Source organism: Kitasatospora sp. NPDC058162 (assembly GCF_042884005.1).
Lineage (GTDB): Bacteria > Actinomycetota > Actinomycetes > Streptomycetales > Streptomycetaceae > Kitasatospora.
Map to the genome: position 1 here is coordinate 77,539 of NZ_JBHVUS010000025.1, position 15,787 is coordinate 93,325.

Annotated in this window: 12 protein-coding genes; 5 read left to right on the top strand and 7 right to left on the bottom strand. The window is 71.5% G+C overall.

Features of this window, described 5'->3' with window-relative positions:
* Positions 1-89 precede the first annotated feature (89 nt).
* Entirely contained in the window at positions 90-1,241 is a 1,152-nt protein-coding gene (locus ACFVXG_RS32655; RefSeq protein WP_387932698.1) for an acyl-CoA dehydrogenase family protein, read from the bottom strand.
* Positions 1,242-1,468: 227 nt separating this feature from the next.
* Between ACFVXG_RS32655 and ACFVXG_RS32660 the strand changes: the two genes are divergently transcribed.
* Positions 1,469-1,903, top strand: coding sequence for a hypothetical protein (locus tag ACFVXG_RS32660; protein WP_387932700.1), 435 nt, complete (start codon positions 1,469-1,471; stop codon positions 1,901-1,903).
* 180 nt (positions 1,904-2,083) lie between these two features.
* On the opposite strand, the gene ACFVXG_RS32665 is transcribed toward ACFVXG_RS32660, so the two are convergent.
* Both ACFVXG_RS32665 and ACFVXG_RS32670 read right to left on the bottom strand, forming a co-directional pair.
* Entirely contained in the window at positions 2,084-3,046 is a 963-nt protein-coding gene (locus ACFVXG_RS32665) for an electron transfer flavoprotein subunit alpha/FixB family protein (RefSeq protein WP_387932702.1), read from the bottom strand.
* Between the two features lie 39 nt (positions 3,047-3,085).
* Positions 3,086-3,871, bottom strand: coding sequence for an electron transfer flavoprotein subunit beta/FixA family protein (locus ACFVXG_RS32670; RefSeq protein WP_387713836.1), 786 nt, complete (start codon positions 3,869-3,871; stop codon positions 3,086-3,088).
* A gap of 373 nt (positions 3,872-4,244) precedes the next feature.
* Between ACFVXG_RS32670 and ACFVXG_RS32675 the strand changes: the two genes are divergently transcribed.
* Positions 4,245-5,513, top strand: a complete 1,269-nt coding sequence (locus ACFVXG_RS32675; protein ID WP_387932704.1) for a hypothetical protein — start codon at positions 4,245-4,247, stop codon at positions 5,511-5,513.
* The gene (locus tag ACFVXG_RS32680; protein WP_387932706.1) at positions 5,510-6,073 is read left to right on the top strand and encodes a hypothetical protein; all 564 of its coding nucleotides are present in this window, start codon (positions 5,510-5,512) and stop codon (positions 6,071-6,073) included. The genes ACFVXG_RS32675 and ACFVXG_RS32680 overlap by 4 nt, the downstream gene beginning before the upstream one ends.
* On the opposite strand, the gene ACFVXG_RS32685 is transcribed toward ACFVXG_RS32680, so the two are convergent.
* The gene (locus ACFVXG_RS32685) at positions 6,030-8,168 is read right to left on the bottom strand and encodes a tetratricopeptide repeat protein (protein ID WP_387932708.1); all 2,139 of its coding nucleotides are present in this window, start codon (positions 8,166-8,168) and stop codon (positions 6,030-6,032) included. The two genes, ACFVXG_RS32680 and ACFVXG_RS32685, sit on opposite strands and share 44 nt — an antisense overlap.
* A gap of 294 nt (positions 8,169-8,462) precedes the next feature.
* On the opposite strand from ACFVXG_RS32685, the gene ACFVXG_RS32690 reads away from it, so the two are divergent.
* Positions 8,463-11,537: a BTAD domain-containing putative transcriptional regulator gene (locus ACFVXG_RS32690; RefSeq protein WP_387932710.1), complete on the top strand. Its 3,075-nt coding sequence runs from the start codon at positions 8,463-8,465 to the stop codon at positions 11,535-11,537.
* Positions 11,538-11,851: 314 nt separating this feature from the next.
* Here ACFVXG_RS32690 and ACFVXG_RS32695 read toward each other — a convergent pair whose 3' ends face one another.
* The 3 genes from ACFVXG_RS32695 to ACFVXG_RS32705 form a co-directional block, all read right to left on the bottom strand.
* Positions 11,852-12,862: a Dyp-type peroxidase gene (locus ACFVXG_RS32695; protein WP_387932711.1), complete on the bottom strand. Its 1,011-nt coding sequence runs from the start codon at positions 12,860-12,862 to the stop codon at positions 11,852-11,854.
* Between the two features lie 167 nt (positions 12,863-13,029).
* On the bottom strand, positions 13,030-13,656 hold the full coding sequence (locus ACFVXG_RS32700) for an FMN reductase (protein ID WP_387932713.1): 627 nt from the start codon (positions 13,654-13,656) through the stop codon (positions 13,030-13,032).
* Positions 13,653-14,750, bottom strand: coding sequence for an LLM class flavin-dependent oxidoreductase (locus ACFVXG_RS32705; RefSeq protein WP_387932715.1), 1,098 nt, complete (start codon positions 14,748-14,750; stop codon positions 13,653-13,655). The genes ACFVXG_RS32700 and ACFVXG_RS32705 overlap by 4 nt, the downstream gene beginning before the upstream one ends.
* Before the next feature lie 175 nt (positions 14,751-14,925).
* Between ACFVXG_RS32705 and ACFVXG_RS32710 the strand changes: the two genes are divergently transcribed.
* Positions 14,926-15,702, top strand: a complete 777-nt coding sequence (locus ACFVXG_RS32710) for a PP2C family protein-serine/threonine phosphatase (RefSeq protein ID WP_387932717.1) — start codon at positions 14,926-14,928, stop codon at positions 15,700-15,702.
* Positions 15,703-15,787 lie beyond the last annotated feature (85 nt).

A 15,787-nucleotide genomic window follows, 5' to 3' on the forward strand; every position in this document is an offset into this window, starting at 1 on the left:
ATTCTCCGGAACTTAGCATCGGCACGACGCGTCGGCCCCGACGGCCGGTCGGCTGAACCGGCCGGCCGTCGGGGCCCGTCGGACCGTCGTTACGGCAGGTTGCGGGCCATCACGATCCGCTGGACCTGGTTGGTGCCCTCGTAGATCTGGGTGATCTTCGCGTCCCGCATCATCCGCTCCACCGGGTAGTCCCGCGTGTACCCGTACCCACCCAGCAGCTGCACCGCGTCCGTGGTCACCTCCATCGCCACGTCCGACGCGAAGCACTTCGCCGCCGCACCGAAGAACGTCAGGTCCGCGTCCCCGCGCTGCGACTTCGCCGCCGCCACGTACGTCATCTGCCGCGCGGCCTCCAGCTTCATCGCCATGTCCGCCAGCATGAACTGCACACCCTGGAACTCCGCGATCGCCTTCCCGAACTGCTTGCGCTCCTGGACGTAGCCCTTCGCGTAGTCCAGCGCGCCCTGCGCGATGCCCACCGCCTGCGCCGCGATCGTCACCCGGGTGTGGTCCAGCGTCTTCATCGCCGTCGCGAAGCCCGTGCCCTCCGCACCGATCATCCGGTCCGCCGGGATCCGCACGTTGTCGAAGTACACCTCACGCGTCGGCGAACCCTTGATCCCCAGCTTCTTCTCCGGCGCCCCGAACGACACACCCTCGTCGCCCTTCTCCACCACGAACGCCGAGATCCCCTTCGAGCGCATCGAAGGGTCGGTCACGGCCATCACGGTGTAGAACTCCGAGACACCCGCGTTGGTGATCCAGCGCTTCACACCGTTCAGCACCCAGAAGTCACCGTCGCGCACCGCACGGGTCTTCATCCCCGCCGCGTCCGAACCCGCCTCCGGCTCCGACAGGCAGTACGAGAACATCCCCTCGCCCCGCGCCAGCGCCCCCAGGTACTTCGCCTTCAGCTCCTCCGAACCCGACAGCTGCACCGGCAGCGACCCCAGCTTGTTCACCGCCGGGATCAACGACGACGAGCCGCACACCCGCGCGACCTCCTCGATCACGATCACCGTCGCCAGCGCGTCCGCCCCCGCACCACCGAACTCCTCCGGCACGTGCACCGCGTGCAGATCGTTGCCCGTCAGCGCGTCCAACGCCTCCTGCGGGAACCGACCCTGCTCGTCCACCTCCGCCGCGAACGGAGCGATCTTCGCCTCGGCCAGCGAACGCACCGTCTCACGGAGCATCTCGTGCTCCTCGGAGATGCGGAAGAGATCGAAGTCCTGGCTCATGATCGCCACTCCTGTTTCACGACGGTACTCAGTACCCTTCATTATGCACGTGCACGGCAAAAAGGGAACTCAGTGCCTTCACAGGGCGGCACTGAGTTCCCTATCCTTTTCCTGCCGAACTACAGCCGAACCACCGCCGAACACCAGGCGCACGTCCGCCGCGGGTCGGCCGTGCGGCGGCCGTACTTCCGCCGCCAGAGCCGGTCCGAGTGCAGGGAGAAGACAGCGTGGTCCACTCAGCCATCGATGCCGACACCCGGAGTACGACGCTGTACTTCCAGCGCTGTACCTGGTGCAACAACCCGACCTTCCAACGGCTGCTCTGCCCCACCTGCGGCTCCACCGAGCTGCGCCTGGAGCCCAGCGAGGGCACCGGCGTCGTCCGGCGCTGCGCGGTCGAGCAGGCCCGGACGCCGCTGGTCCGCCAGAAGTCGCTGATCCGGATGGAGGAGGGGTTCGACGTCTGGTGCATCGTGGACGGGATGCGCAGCACCGTCCCGGTCGGCACCCGGGTGCGGCTGTACTCCTCCCCCGACTCCGAGCAGCCCGAGCTGCGGCTGCTGCCGATGGAGGAGCCGCCGCCGGTGCAGGACCTCGAACCGCGCCCGCTGCCGCCGACCAAGGGCGGCTTCACCCAGCACCTCGCGGCCTTCGCCGAGTAGTCGGCGGGCGGTCGGCGGGCACTCGCCGGGCGGTCGGCGGGCCTGGGGCGGGCGGTCGGCGGGCCGTCGGCGCGCCTGGGGCGCCTGGGGCGGAAACACGGAAACGCCGGAGGGCGTGGCACTCGGTACCGGGGTACCGAGTGCCACGCCCTCCGATCGTCGCGGGGTCGTCGCGGGGGATCAGCCCTTGCGGGACTTCACCTCGGCGGTGAGCTGCGGCAGCACCTCGAAGAGGTCGCCGACCACGCCGTAGTCCGCCAGCTCGAAGATCGGGGCCTCGGGGTCCTTGTTGACGGCCACGATGGTCTTCGAGGTCTGCATGCCGGCCCGGTGCTGGATCGCGCCCGAGATGCCGTTGGCCACGTACAGCTGGGGCGAGACCTGCTTGCCGGTCTGGCCGACCTGGGAGCTGTGCGGGTACCAGCCGGCGTCGACGGCGGCGCGCGAGGCACCGACGGCGGCGTCCAGGGCGTCCGCGAGCTCCTCGACCACGCCGAAGCCCTCGGCGGCACCGACGCCACGACCACCGGAGACCACGATGGCGGCCTCGGTCAGCTCGGGGCGGCCGGTGGAGACGCGCGGGGTGCGCGAGGTGACCTTGGCGGCGTTGCCGGTGAACTCCACCGACACGTTCTCGACCGCGCCGGCGGCCGAAGCGGCCTCCGGGGCGACGGCGTTCGGCTTGACGGTGATGACCGGCACGCCGTTGCTCACCCGGGACTCGACGGTGAACGAGGCGGCGAACACCGACTGGGTGGCGACCGGGCCCTGCTCCCCGGCGCGGACGTCCACCGCGTCGGTGATGATGCCGGAGCCGAGGCGCAGCGCCACGCGGGCACCGACCTCCTTGCCCTCGCCGGACGACGTCACCAGGACGGCGGCCACGTCGTTGGCCTTGGCGATCTGGGCCAGGGCGTCCACCTTCGGGACGACCAGCAGGTCGGCGAACTCGGCGCCGTCCGCGACGTACACCTTGGCGGCGCCGAACTCGGCGGCCTTGGCCGCGATGTCGGCGGCCGCGGCACCCGCGCCCAGCACGACCGCGGACGGCTCGCCGATGCGGCGGGCCAGGGTCAGCAGCTCCAGGGCGGGCTTGCGGACCGCACCGTCGGCGTGGTCCACCAGGACGAGAATCTCAGCCATTGCTCTATGTCTCCGTGTTTCGCTGGGTCGGGGGCGGGACTAGATGAACTTCTGGTCGGCGAGGAAGGCGGCGAGCTGCTTGCCGCCCTCGCCCTCGTCCTTGACGACCGTGCCCGCGGTCCGCGCCGGACGCGCCGCCACCGAGTCGACCGCCGTCCACGAACCCGCCAGACCGACCTCGTCCGCCTCGATGCCCAGGTCGTCCAGGTCCAGCGACTGCACCGGCTTCTTCTTCGCCGCCATGATCCCCTTGAACGAGGGGTAACGCGCCTCACCCGACTGGTCGGTCACCGACACCACCGCCGGCAGCGCCGCCTCGACCAGCTCGGTCGCCGCGTCACCGTCCCGACGGCCCTTCACCACGCCACCCTCGACCGACACCTCGGACAGCAGCGTCACCTGCGGCACACCCAGCCGCTCCGCCAGCAGCGCCGGCAGCACACCCATCGTGCCGTCCGTCGACGCCATGCCACCGATCACCAGGTCGAACCCGGTCTTCTCCAGCGCCTTCGCCAGCACCGCCGACGTCCCGATCACATCCGAACCGTGGATGTCGTCGTCGTTCACGTGCACGGCCTTGTCCGCACCCATCGACAGCGCCTTGCGCAGCGCGTCCTTCGCGTCGTCCGGACCCACCGTGAGCACCGTCACCTCGGCACCCTCGTTCGCCTCGGCGATCCGCAGCGCCTGCTCGACGCCGTACTCGTCCAGCTCCGACAGGAGGCCGTCCACACCCTCCCGGTCCGTGGTGTGGTCGTCCGCGAAACGACGGTCACCCGTCGCGTCCGGCACGTACTTCACACAGACGACGATCCTCAAGCTCATGAGCGGTTTCTCCTGTCACGGGTGCACGGATGCACTGGATCCATGGCCTCAGGTCAGGCCGAGGGTACTGAGTGCCAATCCCGTCCCGGCCGCGGCCCGCGTGCCGCAAGCGCCACCTGGACCGGCATGCCGGGTCGGCTGTCTTCGACTGGCATCAGAGGCTCCACGGAGAGAATACGGCACTCAGTACCCCTGGTAAAGGCACTCAGTACCCTACCCGCTGTCCCGGGGCCGCTCACCGGGGCGGCAGACGGCCACAAGGTTTCCGCAAGGCCCCGCCAGGTCTCGTCAATGAATCCGCCAACCCGCCCGGGGAACATCGGCGGCGGGGCTCGTCGACGGCCCCGACCTGCGATCAAGGAGGGGGACCGGAATGACCTTGGTGCACGGGGAACAGGACATCACGACCACCTACGGGACGCGAGACAACCCGGCCTGGAGCAACAACGGGCCCTGGGAGACCATGCGGGACCGCAAGCGGGTGCTGGTCGTCGCCCAGACCGTGGTCTACGCCCAGCGACTGCACGACTTCTACTCACTGCTCGCCTCCGACCTGCGGATCCACGTCCAGTTCACGGTGGCGCCGCATGTGTTCAACCGCGGCGCGGCGGAGGGCCTGCTCGCCCTGGGCGCCACCGTGCTGCCCTGGGAGCAGGCCGTCCGGCGCGAGTTCGACCTCGTCCTGGCGGCCGGCTCGCAGGGGATGGAGCAGCTGAACGGGCCGGTCGTCCGGCTCCCGCACGGGGCGGGCAACATCAAGCTGTCCCGGCGCAGCGGACCGGACGGCGGACGGCCGGCCGGCGGGCTCGGCCCGGACCACCTGTGCTGGGAGGGCAGAGTCGTGCCCAGCTCGTTCGCGCTGGCCCACCGGGAGGAGCTGGACGAACTCGGCCGCAGCTGCCCGGAGGCCGTACCGATCGCCGAGGTGGTCGGCGATCCCTGCTACGACCGGATCGCCGCCGCGCTGCCGCACCGGGCGCGCTACCGGGCGGCGCTGGGACTGCGGCCGGAGGAGAAGTTCGTCCTGGTCTCCTCCACCTGGGGGGCCGGCTCGCTGTTCGCCCGGCTCGACGCCGTCCTGCCCCGGCTGACCTCCGAGCTGCCCCGGTCGGGCTATCGCGCCGCACTGCTGACCCATCCGAACGTCGCGGCCGCGCACAGCCCCTGGCAGGTGCGGTCCTGGGCGACGGCCACCGGGCGCGGGGCCGTCGCGGTCGTCCCGCCCGAGGCGGACTGGCGGCCGCTGCTGGTCGCCGCCGACTACGTCATCGGCGACCACGGCTCGGTCACCCTGTACGCGGCGATGACCGGCGCGCCCGTCCTGCTGGCCGAGTATCCACACGGCGACGTCAACCCGCGCTCGCCCTCCGCCCAGCTCGCCCGGACCGCGCCGGCACTCGCACCCGGGCACCCGCTCACCGACCAACTCGCCTACGCTGCCGAGCAGTACCGCGCCGAGGACTACACCGCCATCGCCGACCGGATCAGCTCCGAACCCGGCCGCTTCGACCGCAACGCCCGACGACTGCTCTACCGGGTGCTCGGGCTCGGCCAGCCCGCGCACAGCCCGGAGCCGGCGCCGCTACCGTTGCCGACTCCGCTGGACGCCCCGTTGGTGCCGGACTCCCGGCGGGCCGGATGACCGCCGGCCTGCACACCGTGCGGCTGACGCCGGTCGCCGACCCGCCGGACGGCGGGGCCCCCGCAACGTTGTTCGACGCCCGGGTGGTGTCCCCGGCCGGCGCCTGCCACGGGCTGCTGGCCACGGCCCCGCCCGTCGCACTCCACGACCGGCCCGGGCCCGCCTTCGAGGACGAGCACCTGGTGCTCGACCTCACCGAACCGACCGGGCTGTGCCGGCGGCGGCAGGCCGACGTGCTGCACGTCGGGTTCCTCCCGACCGGCGACGACGGCGCGCGGCTCACCGGGGTGCTGTCCGCGTACCCCGGCTGCGCCGTCGCCACCGCCGAACGCCGTGGCGGAGCGGTGCTGCTCCTCGCCCGGACCGGGGGCCGGCTCATCCTTCGCCCCGCCTTCGGGGCGCACCGCACCGGCGGCGCGCCGACGCTGCCGCTGGCCCTCGGGTCGCTGGCACACGCCTGGCTGGCGGCCGGGCGGGCGCTGACCGAGCTCGACTGGTTCGGCCCGTGCGACCGGTTCAGACGGACGGGCCGCCAGGACGTCCTTCGGGAACGGGGGTAGCGAGGTCGTACGCGGCGAGGCGGTCCGCCAACCGGGCCGCCTCGGCCGTAGCGCCCACGTCCTGGTAGCGGGCGCGCGACTGCTCGAACCGGGCACGCGCCGCCTCCGGCCGGCCGCGCAGTTCCTCGACCTGACCGGCGAACTCCAGCGTCCGCGCCTCCCAGTGCACCGACAGCCCGGCCCGGAAGCCCGTGAGGGCCGATTCCAGGCAGGCTTCGGCGCGCTCGTACGCACCCAGCAGGCCGTGCGCCAGCCCCAGGAAGGCCATCGCGCGAGCCACCTCGTAGTCGTCCCCGATCGACGACAGCTCACGGCCCGCCCGCTCCACGGGCTCCACCGCCTCGGCCGCCCGGTCTGCCGACAGCAGCACCTCGCCGTAGGCCAACCGGGCCAGCGCCGAACCGCGGAGGTGGCCCTGGGCCTCTCGGAGCTCCACCACCCGGTGCAGGCACTCGGCCGCCTCCTCCAGCCGCCCTGCCATCCGATGGGTCTGGCTCAACCCGTACAGCGCGTTCGCCTGGACCAGCGGCTGGTTCCACTCCCGGGCCAGGGCGAGGGCTGCGGCGAACCAGTCGGCTGCCTCCTCCCCCTCGCCCGCGTTCCGCAGGCCGTTCCCGCCCGAGGTCAGCATCCGCAGCTCGCCGCTGCGGTCACCGACGGCCCGGGCAGCCCGTAGACCGATCCGGTGGGCCTCCACCCACAGCCGGGCCGGGCGCAACCGCAGGAACATCGGCCACATGGCGTCCGCGAGTTGCCAGGCGGCGACGGGCCGGCCCAGCTCCTCGCACCAGCGCAGGACGTCGGCCAGCCGGTCACGCTCCTCGTCCAGCCACTCCAGCGCGCGGGTGGTGTCCGCGAACTCCCGCGCCGGGTGGACGGGTCGGGTGAGGTAGTCGCGGGCGAGCGTGCGGTGACTCGGCGAGACGACCGCCTCGGCAGCCGTGGTCGAGGCGAGGTACCAGTCGACGATCCGGTCGAGGGCGGCCCCGGTGGGTGCGGTGCCCCGGGCCTCTGCGCCGCGCGCCTGGGCGTGCAACCGGACCAGGTCGTGGAAGCGGAAAAGCTCCGGCCCCTTCTCCTCCAGCAGGTGCACATCGATCAGACCGTCCAGCAGCCGGTCCGCCCCGGACAGGTCCGTACCCGCCAGGACGGCGGCGTTCTCCAGGGTGAACTCGGCGAACGGCAGCAGGCCCAGCAGTCCGTACAGCCGGGCGGCCTCCGGCTCCAGCACCCCGTAGGAGGCGTCCAGCAAGTCCCGCACCGTTTCGCCCTCCACGTTCAGCACCGCCAGCCGGTCCGTCCCGCGGCCCAGCATCTCGGCGGTCGCCGCCAGCGACTGGGCGGGCCGGGCCGCGATCCGCGCCGCCGCCAGGCAGATCGCCAACGGCAGCCCGGCACAGGCGTCCACCACCACCGCCGCGGCGGCGCTCTCGCCCGCCACCCGGGCCCCGCCGACCCGCTCGGCCAGGATCTCCGTCGACGCCTCCGTGGCGAGCGGCGCCAACGGCCGGAACACCGCACCGTCGATGCCCAGCCCGGTCAACCGGCGCCGACTCGTCACCACGACCACCGTGCCGTCCGAACCCGGCAGCAGCGGCCGCACCTGCGCGGCCGTCGAAGCGTTGTCCAACAGCACCGCGATCCGCCGCTCGGCCGCCAGGGAGCGCCACAGTGCGGCGCCCTCCGCCAGGCTGCGGGGCACCGGCGAGATCCCGAACGCCCGCAGGAACGCGCCGAGCGCCTCGGCGGGGTCGGCGGGCCCGCCCGGGGCGTAACCGCGCAGATCCGCGTACAACTGGCCGTCCGGGAAGCGCCCGGCCAGCCCGCGCAGCCACTGGGCCGCGAGCGCCGTCTTCCCGACCCCGGCCGGGCCGGTCACCACGACGGTGGCGTCCGCCGCGCCGACCTCCTCGCTCAACGACCGGTCCAGTGCCGCCAGATCGGCGTCCCGACCGATCAACCGCCGCGGACAGGGCGGGAGCTGACGTGGCGTCGGCAGCTGCGGCCGGGCGACCAGGTGCACCCCGCCGTGGATCGTGCCCGCCTGCACCACCGAGCCGCCGACCCCTCCGCCGCCGGTCAGCGTGTTGCGCACGCCCCCCGGAGGCAGGTTGGCGTCCGTCACCGGCGACCACCCACCACGGCCGATCCTGTCACTGGCTCCCCCTGCCTTCGACGAATTAACCGTGCCGCATTAACAGATGACATGTCGTCAAGTCGAGAACGTTCCCAAAGGACCACCGCCCGAACCCCATCGTGGTATAGCCGATCGCCCCGAACGCATGCCATGCTCGCCCGCGACACGGCAAGCTGGTAGCCAACCGGCGGGGGGCGTCAGATGCGGATCCATCTCCTGGGTTCAGTTGAACTGTCGGTGAACGGAGAGCCGTTGGCACTCCACTCCGACAAACGACGGCAGTTGCTGGCCACTCTCGCCCTGGAGCTCGGGAGGCCGCTCTCCCATACGTCGCTCGTACACCGACTATGGGACGAAGAACCACCACCCAGCGCGCTGACCAGCCTGTACAGCCACATTTCCCACCTCCGTGCCCTGCTGAGACGCGCAGCCCGCGCCACCGGGACGGATAACCCTGGGGAAGCGCCCTCGATCGACACCCGATCGCACACGTACACCCTGCGGGCGGATCCCCAACTCATCGACTGGCACCGATATCTGGACCTATCCCAACGAGCCGGACTACTCGCCGGGAACGGCCAGGACCACCAGGCCAGAACCGTCCTCAGCCGCGCCGAGGAACTGTGGGGCGGAGAAGCCCTCGCCGGTCTGCCCGGCACCTGGGCCCGCTCCACCCGCGCCACCATGGCCGACCAGCGCTTCGCCACCACCCTCCAGCGGATCGAGATCGACCTGCGGATCGGCCGCCACCACGAGCTGATCCCCGAACTCACCGCCCTGCGCAAGGACCGCCCCACCGACGAACGCCTGGCCGGCCACCTGATGACCGCACTCCACGCAGCCGGCCGCCAGGCCGACGCCCTGGCCGTCTACCCGGCCGTCGTCCGGCTGCTGCGCGCCCACCTCGCCACCGAACCCGGTGAGGCGCTCACCCGGCTGCACCGGCTCATGCTCAACGGCGAACCGCTGCCGGGCACACCCGGGCGGGTGAAACTCGTCCGGGCCGCCGATCCCCCCACCGAGGCCGCTACGTCCACCCCCGGCACCCCCGGAACCTCCGGCGCTCCCGGACGGCACCGGATGATCGGACGACGGGACGACCTGCTCCGCGTACTGCCCGGCGCCACCGCCGCCCGGGGAGGGGTCGTCACCGTCTCGGCGATCCTCGGCATGCCCGGAGTCGGCAAGACCACCCTCGCACTGCACGCCGCCGACCTGATGCGCGAGCACTTCCCCGACGGGTACGTCCACCTCAACCTGCGCGCCCACGTCGGCAACCAGCCACCACTCACCCCGGAGGCCACCGGCGCCCTGCTCCTGAGACGTCTCGGCGTACCCGCCACCACCATCCCGCTCGACGCCGACGAGGTGTTCGCCCTCTGCGCCGAGACCCTCGCCACCCGCCGGGCTGTCCTGGTCCTCGACGACGCCTCCAACGCCGCCCAGATCCGCCCGCTGCTGCCACCCGCGCCGGCCGCCCTGATCATCATCACCAGCCGCCAGCGGCTTGCCGAACTCCCCGGCTCCCGGCCGGTGTTCCTGGACGTCCTGCCGGTGGACGACGCCGTCGCCCTGTTCACCGACCTGGTCGGCCCCGAGCGCTCGGCGGACCGCGAACGCGTCGTCGAGATCGTCAACCGCTGCGGCCTCCTCCCGCTCGCCGTCGAACTCGCCGCGAGCCGCCTCAGGGCCCGTCCCTCCTGGACCCTGGACCACCTCGCCCGACGCCTGTCCCGCAAAGGCCGCCTCGCCGAGATCCGCAACGGCTCGGACAGCATCGCCCGCGCCTTCGAGGTCTCCTACCAGTACCTTCCGGCCGGCCAGAGATCGGCATTCCGGCTGCTCGGGCTGTACCCCGGACCGGATTTCGGCGTGCACGCGGCGGCCGCGCTGCTCGGCCGAACAGTGGACGAGACCGATCAGGTGCTGGAGGCGTTGTTGAACTGCCACCTCCTCATCGAGATTTCGCCCGAAAGGTACCAACTGCATGATCTTTTAAGGGAGTTCGCGGTGGCATTGGGCGTGGACGCGACACTGCGGGATTCGGCGGTCGACCGACTGCTCCGCTTCGCACTGCACGCGGCCGACCAGGCTGATCGCCTGCTCTATCCACGCCGATCGAGAACCCGGATTCCGGCAGGCCGCCTATTCGATGACATGAACGATTTGTTGGGAGATATCGAGATCAACTCTCCCACCTCGGCACGGACTTGGCTGGAGACCGAGCACGCCGCCCTGATCGCCCTGACCACCCACGCCCACCGCACCGGGCACGCCGAGACCGGGGCCTGGCTCGCCCACGTGCTGGCCGGCCACCTGGACGCCGAGGCGTACTGGAGCGAGGCACAGGACATGCACCGAGCCGCCTCCTCGCACTGGCGATCGGAGGCGAACGACCGCTACGAAGCACGGGCGCTGATCGACCTCGGCGCGACACTGGCGAACGCCGCGCGCTACGAGTCCGCCGTCGAGGCGCTCGATCGCGGACTGACCCTCGCGCGGGCGGAGGGAGACCTGGACGCGGCAGCGAACGCGCTCAACCTCCTGGGGCAACTGCGGTGGAACCAGAGCAGGCTTCACGAATCCCTGGCGATCCAACGCGAGGTGCTCGCCATTCGAAAGGAGCAGGAGGACCAGTGGAACGTCGCCCGCTGCCTCGCCAACATCGGCATACTGCACCGATCGATGGGGGATTCGGAATCCGCACTCACCGCCTACGACAGCGCCCTGCCATTGGCGCGGAAATTCGATGACAGGATCCTCGAACTCCGAATACTGAACAACATCGGGGAGCTCCATCTCATCGCCGGGCAGAATTCAGTGGCGCGCGACACCTTCGAGCTGGTGCTGAATATCGGCGACGGGGTCATGTCCCAACTCGACCTGTCCGTGATCCGCACCAATCTCGCCAAAACGCTGACAATCCCCGCCGAACTCGAAAAGGCACTGTCCCTGCACCGCTCCGCCCTGGACACGTTCCGCGAACTCGGCAGCATTCGCCACGAGGCCGACGCCCGCAACGCACTCGGCGAGACCCTGCTGGTCGCCGGCAGAGCCGAGGAAGCACTGGGCCAGCACGCGATCGCCCTGGAGCTGGCCCACTCCATCGGCGCCGCCCGCGAAGCGGCGGCTGCCCTGCGTGGTCTAGGCCTATGTGAGGCAGCAGTCGGAAACCCGTCGGCCGCTCGCACCCACCTCATGGCGGCCGTCGCCCTCGCAGAAGAAGTCGACATCGCGGACGAAGCCGCACGAGTGCGCTCGGCGCTCCATGACCTCGAATCAAACTCCTCAGATAATCGCTCCAATCGAAGCGACGTACGACCCTAGGACATAGATTTGATCATCCGATGCGGCTATGCAAAACTCTGCGCATCCCGGCAGTGATGCTTCCCCATCGGATCAGAAGGCCAAAGCACAATGAACATGTTCATGCACATAGCCCTTTTCGTCGCTTCGATGCCGATCTGGTGCTAGCCAGCCGCGTAGCTCGACGGCCACCTCTCCCGTGCGAACGTGGAAAGTCAGCGACTCCCGGAGATAGCGCCGAATCGCCTCGGCGTCGAGGGAGAGGCAGCCGACGGAAACGTCCTGGCCGAGGGAGAGCTGTCCATGGTGCGGGTCCTGTTCGGGAGGCGGGCCGTTCAGGTGGTCGGCTTGAGGCTGCCGATGCCGAGGGAGCCGTCCGGGCGGGCCGGGGCGGGTTCGGAGGGCGTCGCCGAGGCCGGGGGCGGGGCGGCCAGGAGGTCGGCGGTCGGGACGAAGAACAGCGAGCCGGTGACGGCGGTGGAGAAGTCGAGCAGCCGGTCGGTGGTGCCGGGCGGCCGGCCGAGGAACATGTTGCGCAGCATCTCCTCGGTCACCCCGGGGTCGCGCGCGTAGCCGATGAAGTAGGTGCCGAACTCGCCCCTGCCCTCGAAGGAGCCGAAGGGCATGTTGAAGCGGACGATCTTCTGCTCGGTGCCGTCCGGGCCGGTGATCACGGTGAGGGCCACGTGCGAGTCGGCGGGTTTGACGTCGTCCTCCAGCTCGATGTCGGCGAGCTTGGTGCGGCCGACCGCCCCCTCCTGCTGTTCGACGCTCAGCGCGTTCCACTTGTCGAGGTCGTGGAGGTACTTCTGGACGATGACGTAGCTGCCGCCGGCGAAGTCCCGGTCCTCCTCCCCCACCACGGCGGCGTTCTCGGCCGCCCGGCCCTCGGGGTTCTCGGTGCCGTCGACGAAGCCGAGCAGGTCGCGGTCGTCGAAGTACTTGAAGCCCTGCACAGAGTCGACCACGGTGGCCGCCCCGGTGAGCCGGTCGACGAGACGGGTCGCGAGTTCGAAGCAGAGGTCCATCCGGTCGGCCCGCAGGTGCAGCAGCAGGTCGCCGGGGGTGGCCGGGGCGCGGTGGCGGGGGCCGACCACCTCCTGGAAGGGGTGGAGGCCGGCCGGGCGGGGGCCGGTGAAGAGCCGGTCCCAGAGCTCGGAGCCGATGCCGGTGACGCAGGTGAGGCCGCCCTCGGGGGCCCGGAAGCCGACGGCCCGGCGCAGTCCGGCGAGTTCGGGCAGCAGGGCGCGGACAGTGTCCTCGCCGCCGGCTTCGACGGTGAGGACCAGGAAGACCGCCGCGCTGGTCAGCGGAGAGAGGACGGCTTGGGGTTCGGGTCGGCTCACCACGGTCGCCGTCGCGGGGGTGTAGGCAGGGTAGAACGAATAAGGCCTAATCCGATCATGCCAATAATTACATCGCATAGCGGACCATTCGGCGCGGTCGGCGAGCAGTCGGACGGCCCCGTCGGAGGGTGTTCCGACGGGGCCGTCCGGGTGAGCCGCAGAGGGTCCTATACCCGCAGCGCCGCCAGTTGCTCGGCGAACGGGACCACCTGCTCCGGCAGCGCGGCCCCAGCCGCCGGGGTGCGCCCGGCCAGCAGGGCCGCCAGCTCGCCCGCCGCGCGGTCGATCCGGCCCGGCAGGCCGTCGGTGAGCGCGTCGCCCGCCGTGCCCCAGTCGTCGGTGGCGGCGTACACGGCGGTCGGCAGCACCACCGCGCGCAGGTAGCTGAACAGCGGCCGGACGGCGTGCTCCAGGGCGAGCGAGTGCCGGGCCGTGCCGCCGGTGGCGGCGATCAGCACCGGCTTGCCGGTGAGCGCGTCGTGGTCGATCAGGTCGAAGAAGGACTTGAACAGGCCGCTGTAGGAGGCGGTGAAGATCGGCGTCACCGCGATCACCGCGTCCGCCCCCGTCACCGACTCGATCGCCCCGCGCAGCGCGGCGGCCGGGAAGCCGGTGACGAAGTTGTTGGCGATGTCCACGGCGAGGTCGCGCAGCTCGACCACGGTGACCTCGGCCTCCCGCCCCTCCAGGGCGAGCCGGCGCACGGTCGACTCGGCGAGCCGGTCGGCCAGCAGGCGGGTCGAGGACGGCTTGCTCAGCCCGGCGCTCACCACGGCCAGCTTGAACGCGCTCACTCGGCCACCTCCAGGGTCTTCTCGTCGCGGGCCGCGACCAGCGCGGCGTGGGTCGGCCCGTCCGGGACCTCGGCCGGACGGCCCTTGGCGAACTCCTCGCGCAGCACCGGCACGACCTCCTCGCCCAGCAGGTCGAGCTGCTCCAGCACGGTCTTCAGCGGCAGGCCGGCGTGGTCCATCAGGAACAGCTGGCGCTGGTAGTCGCCGAAGGTCTCGCGGAAGGTCAGCGTCTTCTCGATGACCTCCTGCGGGCTGCCCACCGTGAGCGGGGTCTGCTCGGTGAACTCCTCCAGCGAGGGCCCGTGTCCGTACACCGGCGCGTTGTCGAAGTACGGGCGGAACTCGCGCACCGCGTCCTGGGAGTTCTTCCGCATGAACACCTGCCCGCCGAGGCCGACGACCGCCTGCTCGGGGGTGCCGTGGCCGTAGTGGGCGTAGCGCTCGCGGTAGAGCTCGATCAGCTTCTGGAAGTGCTCCTTGGGCCAGAAGATGTTGTTCGCGAAGAACCCGTCGCCGTAGTAGGCGGCCTGCTCTGCGATCTCCGGACTACGGATCGAGCCGTGCCAGACGAACGGCGGGACGTCGTCCAGCGGGCGCGGGGTGGAGGTGAAGGACTGCAGCGGGGTGCGGAAGCGGCCCTGCCAGTCGACGACCTCCTCGCGCCACAGTTGGTGCAGCAGCGCGTAGTTCTCGATCGCGAGCGGGATGCCCTGGCGGATGTCCTTGCCGAACCAGGGGTAGACCGGGCCGGTGTTGCCGCGGCCCATCATGAGGTCCACCCGGCCGTCGGCCAGGTGCTGGAGCATCGCGAAGTCCTCGGCGATCTTCACCGGGTCGTTGGTGGTGATCAGCGTGGTCGAGGTCGAGAGGATGATGCGGTCGGTCTGCGCGGCGATGTAGCCGAGCATGGTCGTCGGCGAGGACGGGACGAACGGCGGGTTGTGGTGCTCGCCGGTCGCGAAGACGTCCAGGCCGACCTCCTCGGCCTTGCGCGCGATGGCCACCATCGCCTTGATCCGCTCGTGCTCGCTCGGGGTGCGGCCGGTGGTCGGGTCGGGGGTGACGTCGCCGACGGTGAAGATTCCGAACTGCATGCTTCTCACCACACTCCAGAGGGGCCAGATCGTTCAACTTTCAACCACCTTAGCACGAGGGCGCGGCTCGGTATTCCCGCCGGTTCCCACCGATTCCCGCCGGTTCCCACCGACAGCCGGGCCGGTTCCCGCCGACAATGGAAGGCGGGGTCCGAGCACGGGAGGCGGCCGACCGATGGCGCCGTACATCGCGGTGAGCGCGCTGAGCCACGAGGGCCTGGTGCGCGAGCACAACGAGGACAGCCTCACGGTCGGCCCGTGGACGCTCTGCGCCACCGTGACCACCAACCCGCAGACCCTGCTCTTCCCGCTCGGCCCGCCCTGCGTGGTCGCCGTCACCGACGGCCTCGGCGGCCACCCCGGCGGCGAGGTGGCCAGCGCCCTGGTCGCCCGCCGGCTCGCCGCCGCCGGGGGCGGACTGGACGGCGAGGAGGCCGTCCGGGAGGAGCTGCAGGACTGCAACCGGGCGGTCTACGCGGCCGCCGCCGGGGAGCCGGAGCTGGCCGCGATGGGCACCACCGTCGCCGGGCTGGTGCTGCTGCCCGACCGGGCCGTGGTCTTCAACGTCGGCGACAGCCGGGTCTACCGGATCACCGGCGACGGGCCGGACGGGGCGGGCCTGGAACGGGTGAGCGTGGACGACAGCCCGCCGCTGCCGCCCGGCCGGCGCACCACCTCGGTGGTCACCCAGACCCTGGGCGGCTCGCTCGGGCTCACCTTCGTCGAGCCGCACGTACGGGTCGTCCCGCTCGCCGCCGGCGACCGCTACCTGGTGTGCAGCGACGGACTGACCGACCCGGTGCCGGACGAGGAGCTCGCCGGACTGCTCGCCCGCGCGGACGGCGCCTCCGACCGGGCCGACGGCAAGGCCGCCTTCGAGCTGTGGCGGGCGGCCGTCGAGGCGGGCGGGCCGGACAACATCACCCTGGCCCTGGTGCGGATCGGCGCGTGACGCCGCCCCGGAGCGCTCGGGCGCTCCGGGGCGGGGTCCTCGGGGGACACGGGTCCCCACGGGGACGCGCATCCTCACACGGGGG

Excerpts from the sequence above, each read along its gene's own strand:
- ACFVXG_RS32655 (WP_387932698.1), bottom strand. The coding sequence starts at position 1,241 with ATGAGCCAGGACTTCGATCTCTTCCGCATCTCCGAGGAGCACGAGATG.
- ACFVXG_RS32665 (WP_387932702.1), bottom strand. The coding sequence starts at position 3,046 with ATGGCTGAGATTCTCGTCCTGGTGGACCACGCCGACGGTGCGGTCCGC.
- ACFVXG_RS32670 (WP_387713836.1), bottom strand. The coding sequence starts at position 3,871 with ATGAGCTTGAGGATCGTCGTCTGTGTGAAGTACGTGCCGGACGCGACG.
- ACFVXG_RS32675 (WP_387932704.1), top strand. The coding sequence starts at position 4,245 with ATGACCTTGGTGCACGGGGAACAGGACATCACGACCACCTACGGGACG.
- ACFVXG_RS32680 (WP_387932706.1), top strand. The coding sequence starts at position 5,510 with ATGACCGCCGGCCTGCACACCGTGCGGCTGACGCCGGTCGCCGACCCG.
- ACFVXG_RS32705 (WP_387932715.1), bottom strand. The coding sequence starts at position 14,750 with ATGCAGTTCGGAATCTTCACCGTCGGCGACGTCACCCCCGACCCGACC.
- ACFVXG_RS32710 (WP_387932717.1), top strand. The coding sequence starts at position 14,926 with ATGGCGCCGTACATCGCGGTGAGCGCGCTGAGCCACGAGGGCCTGGTG.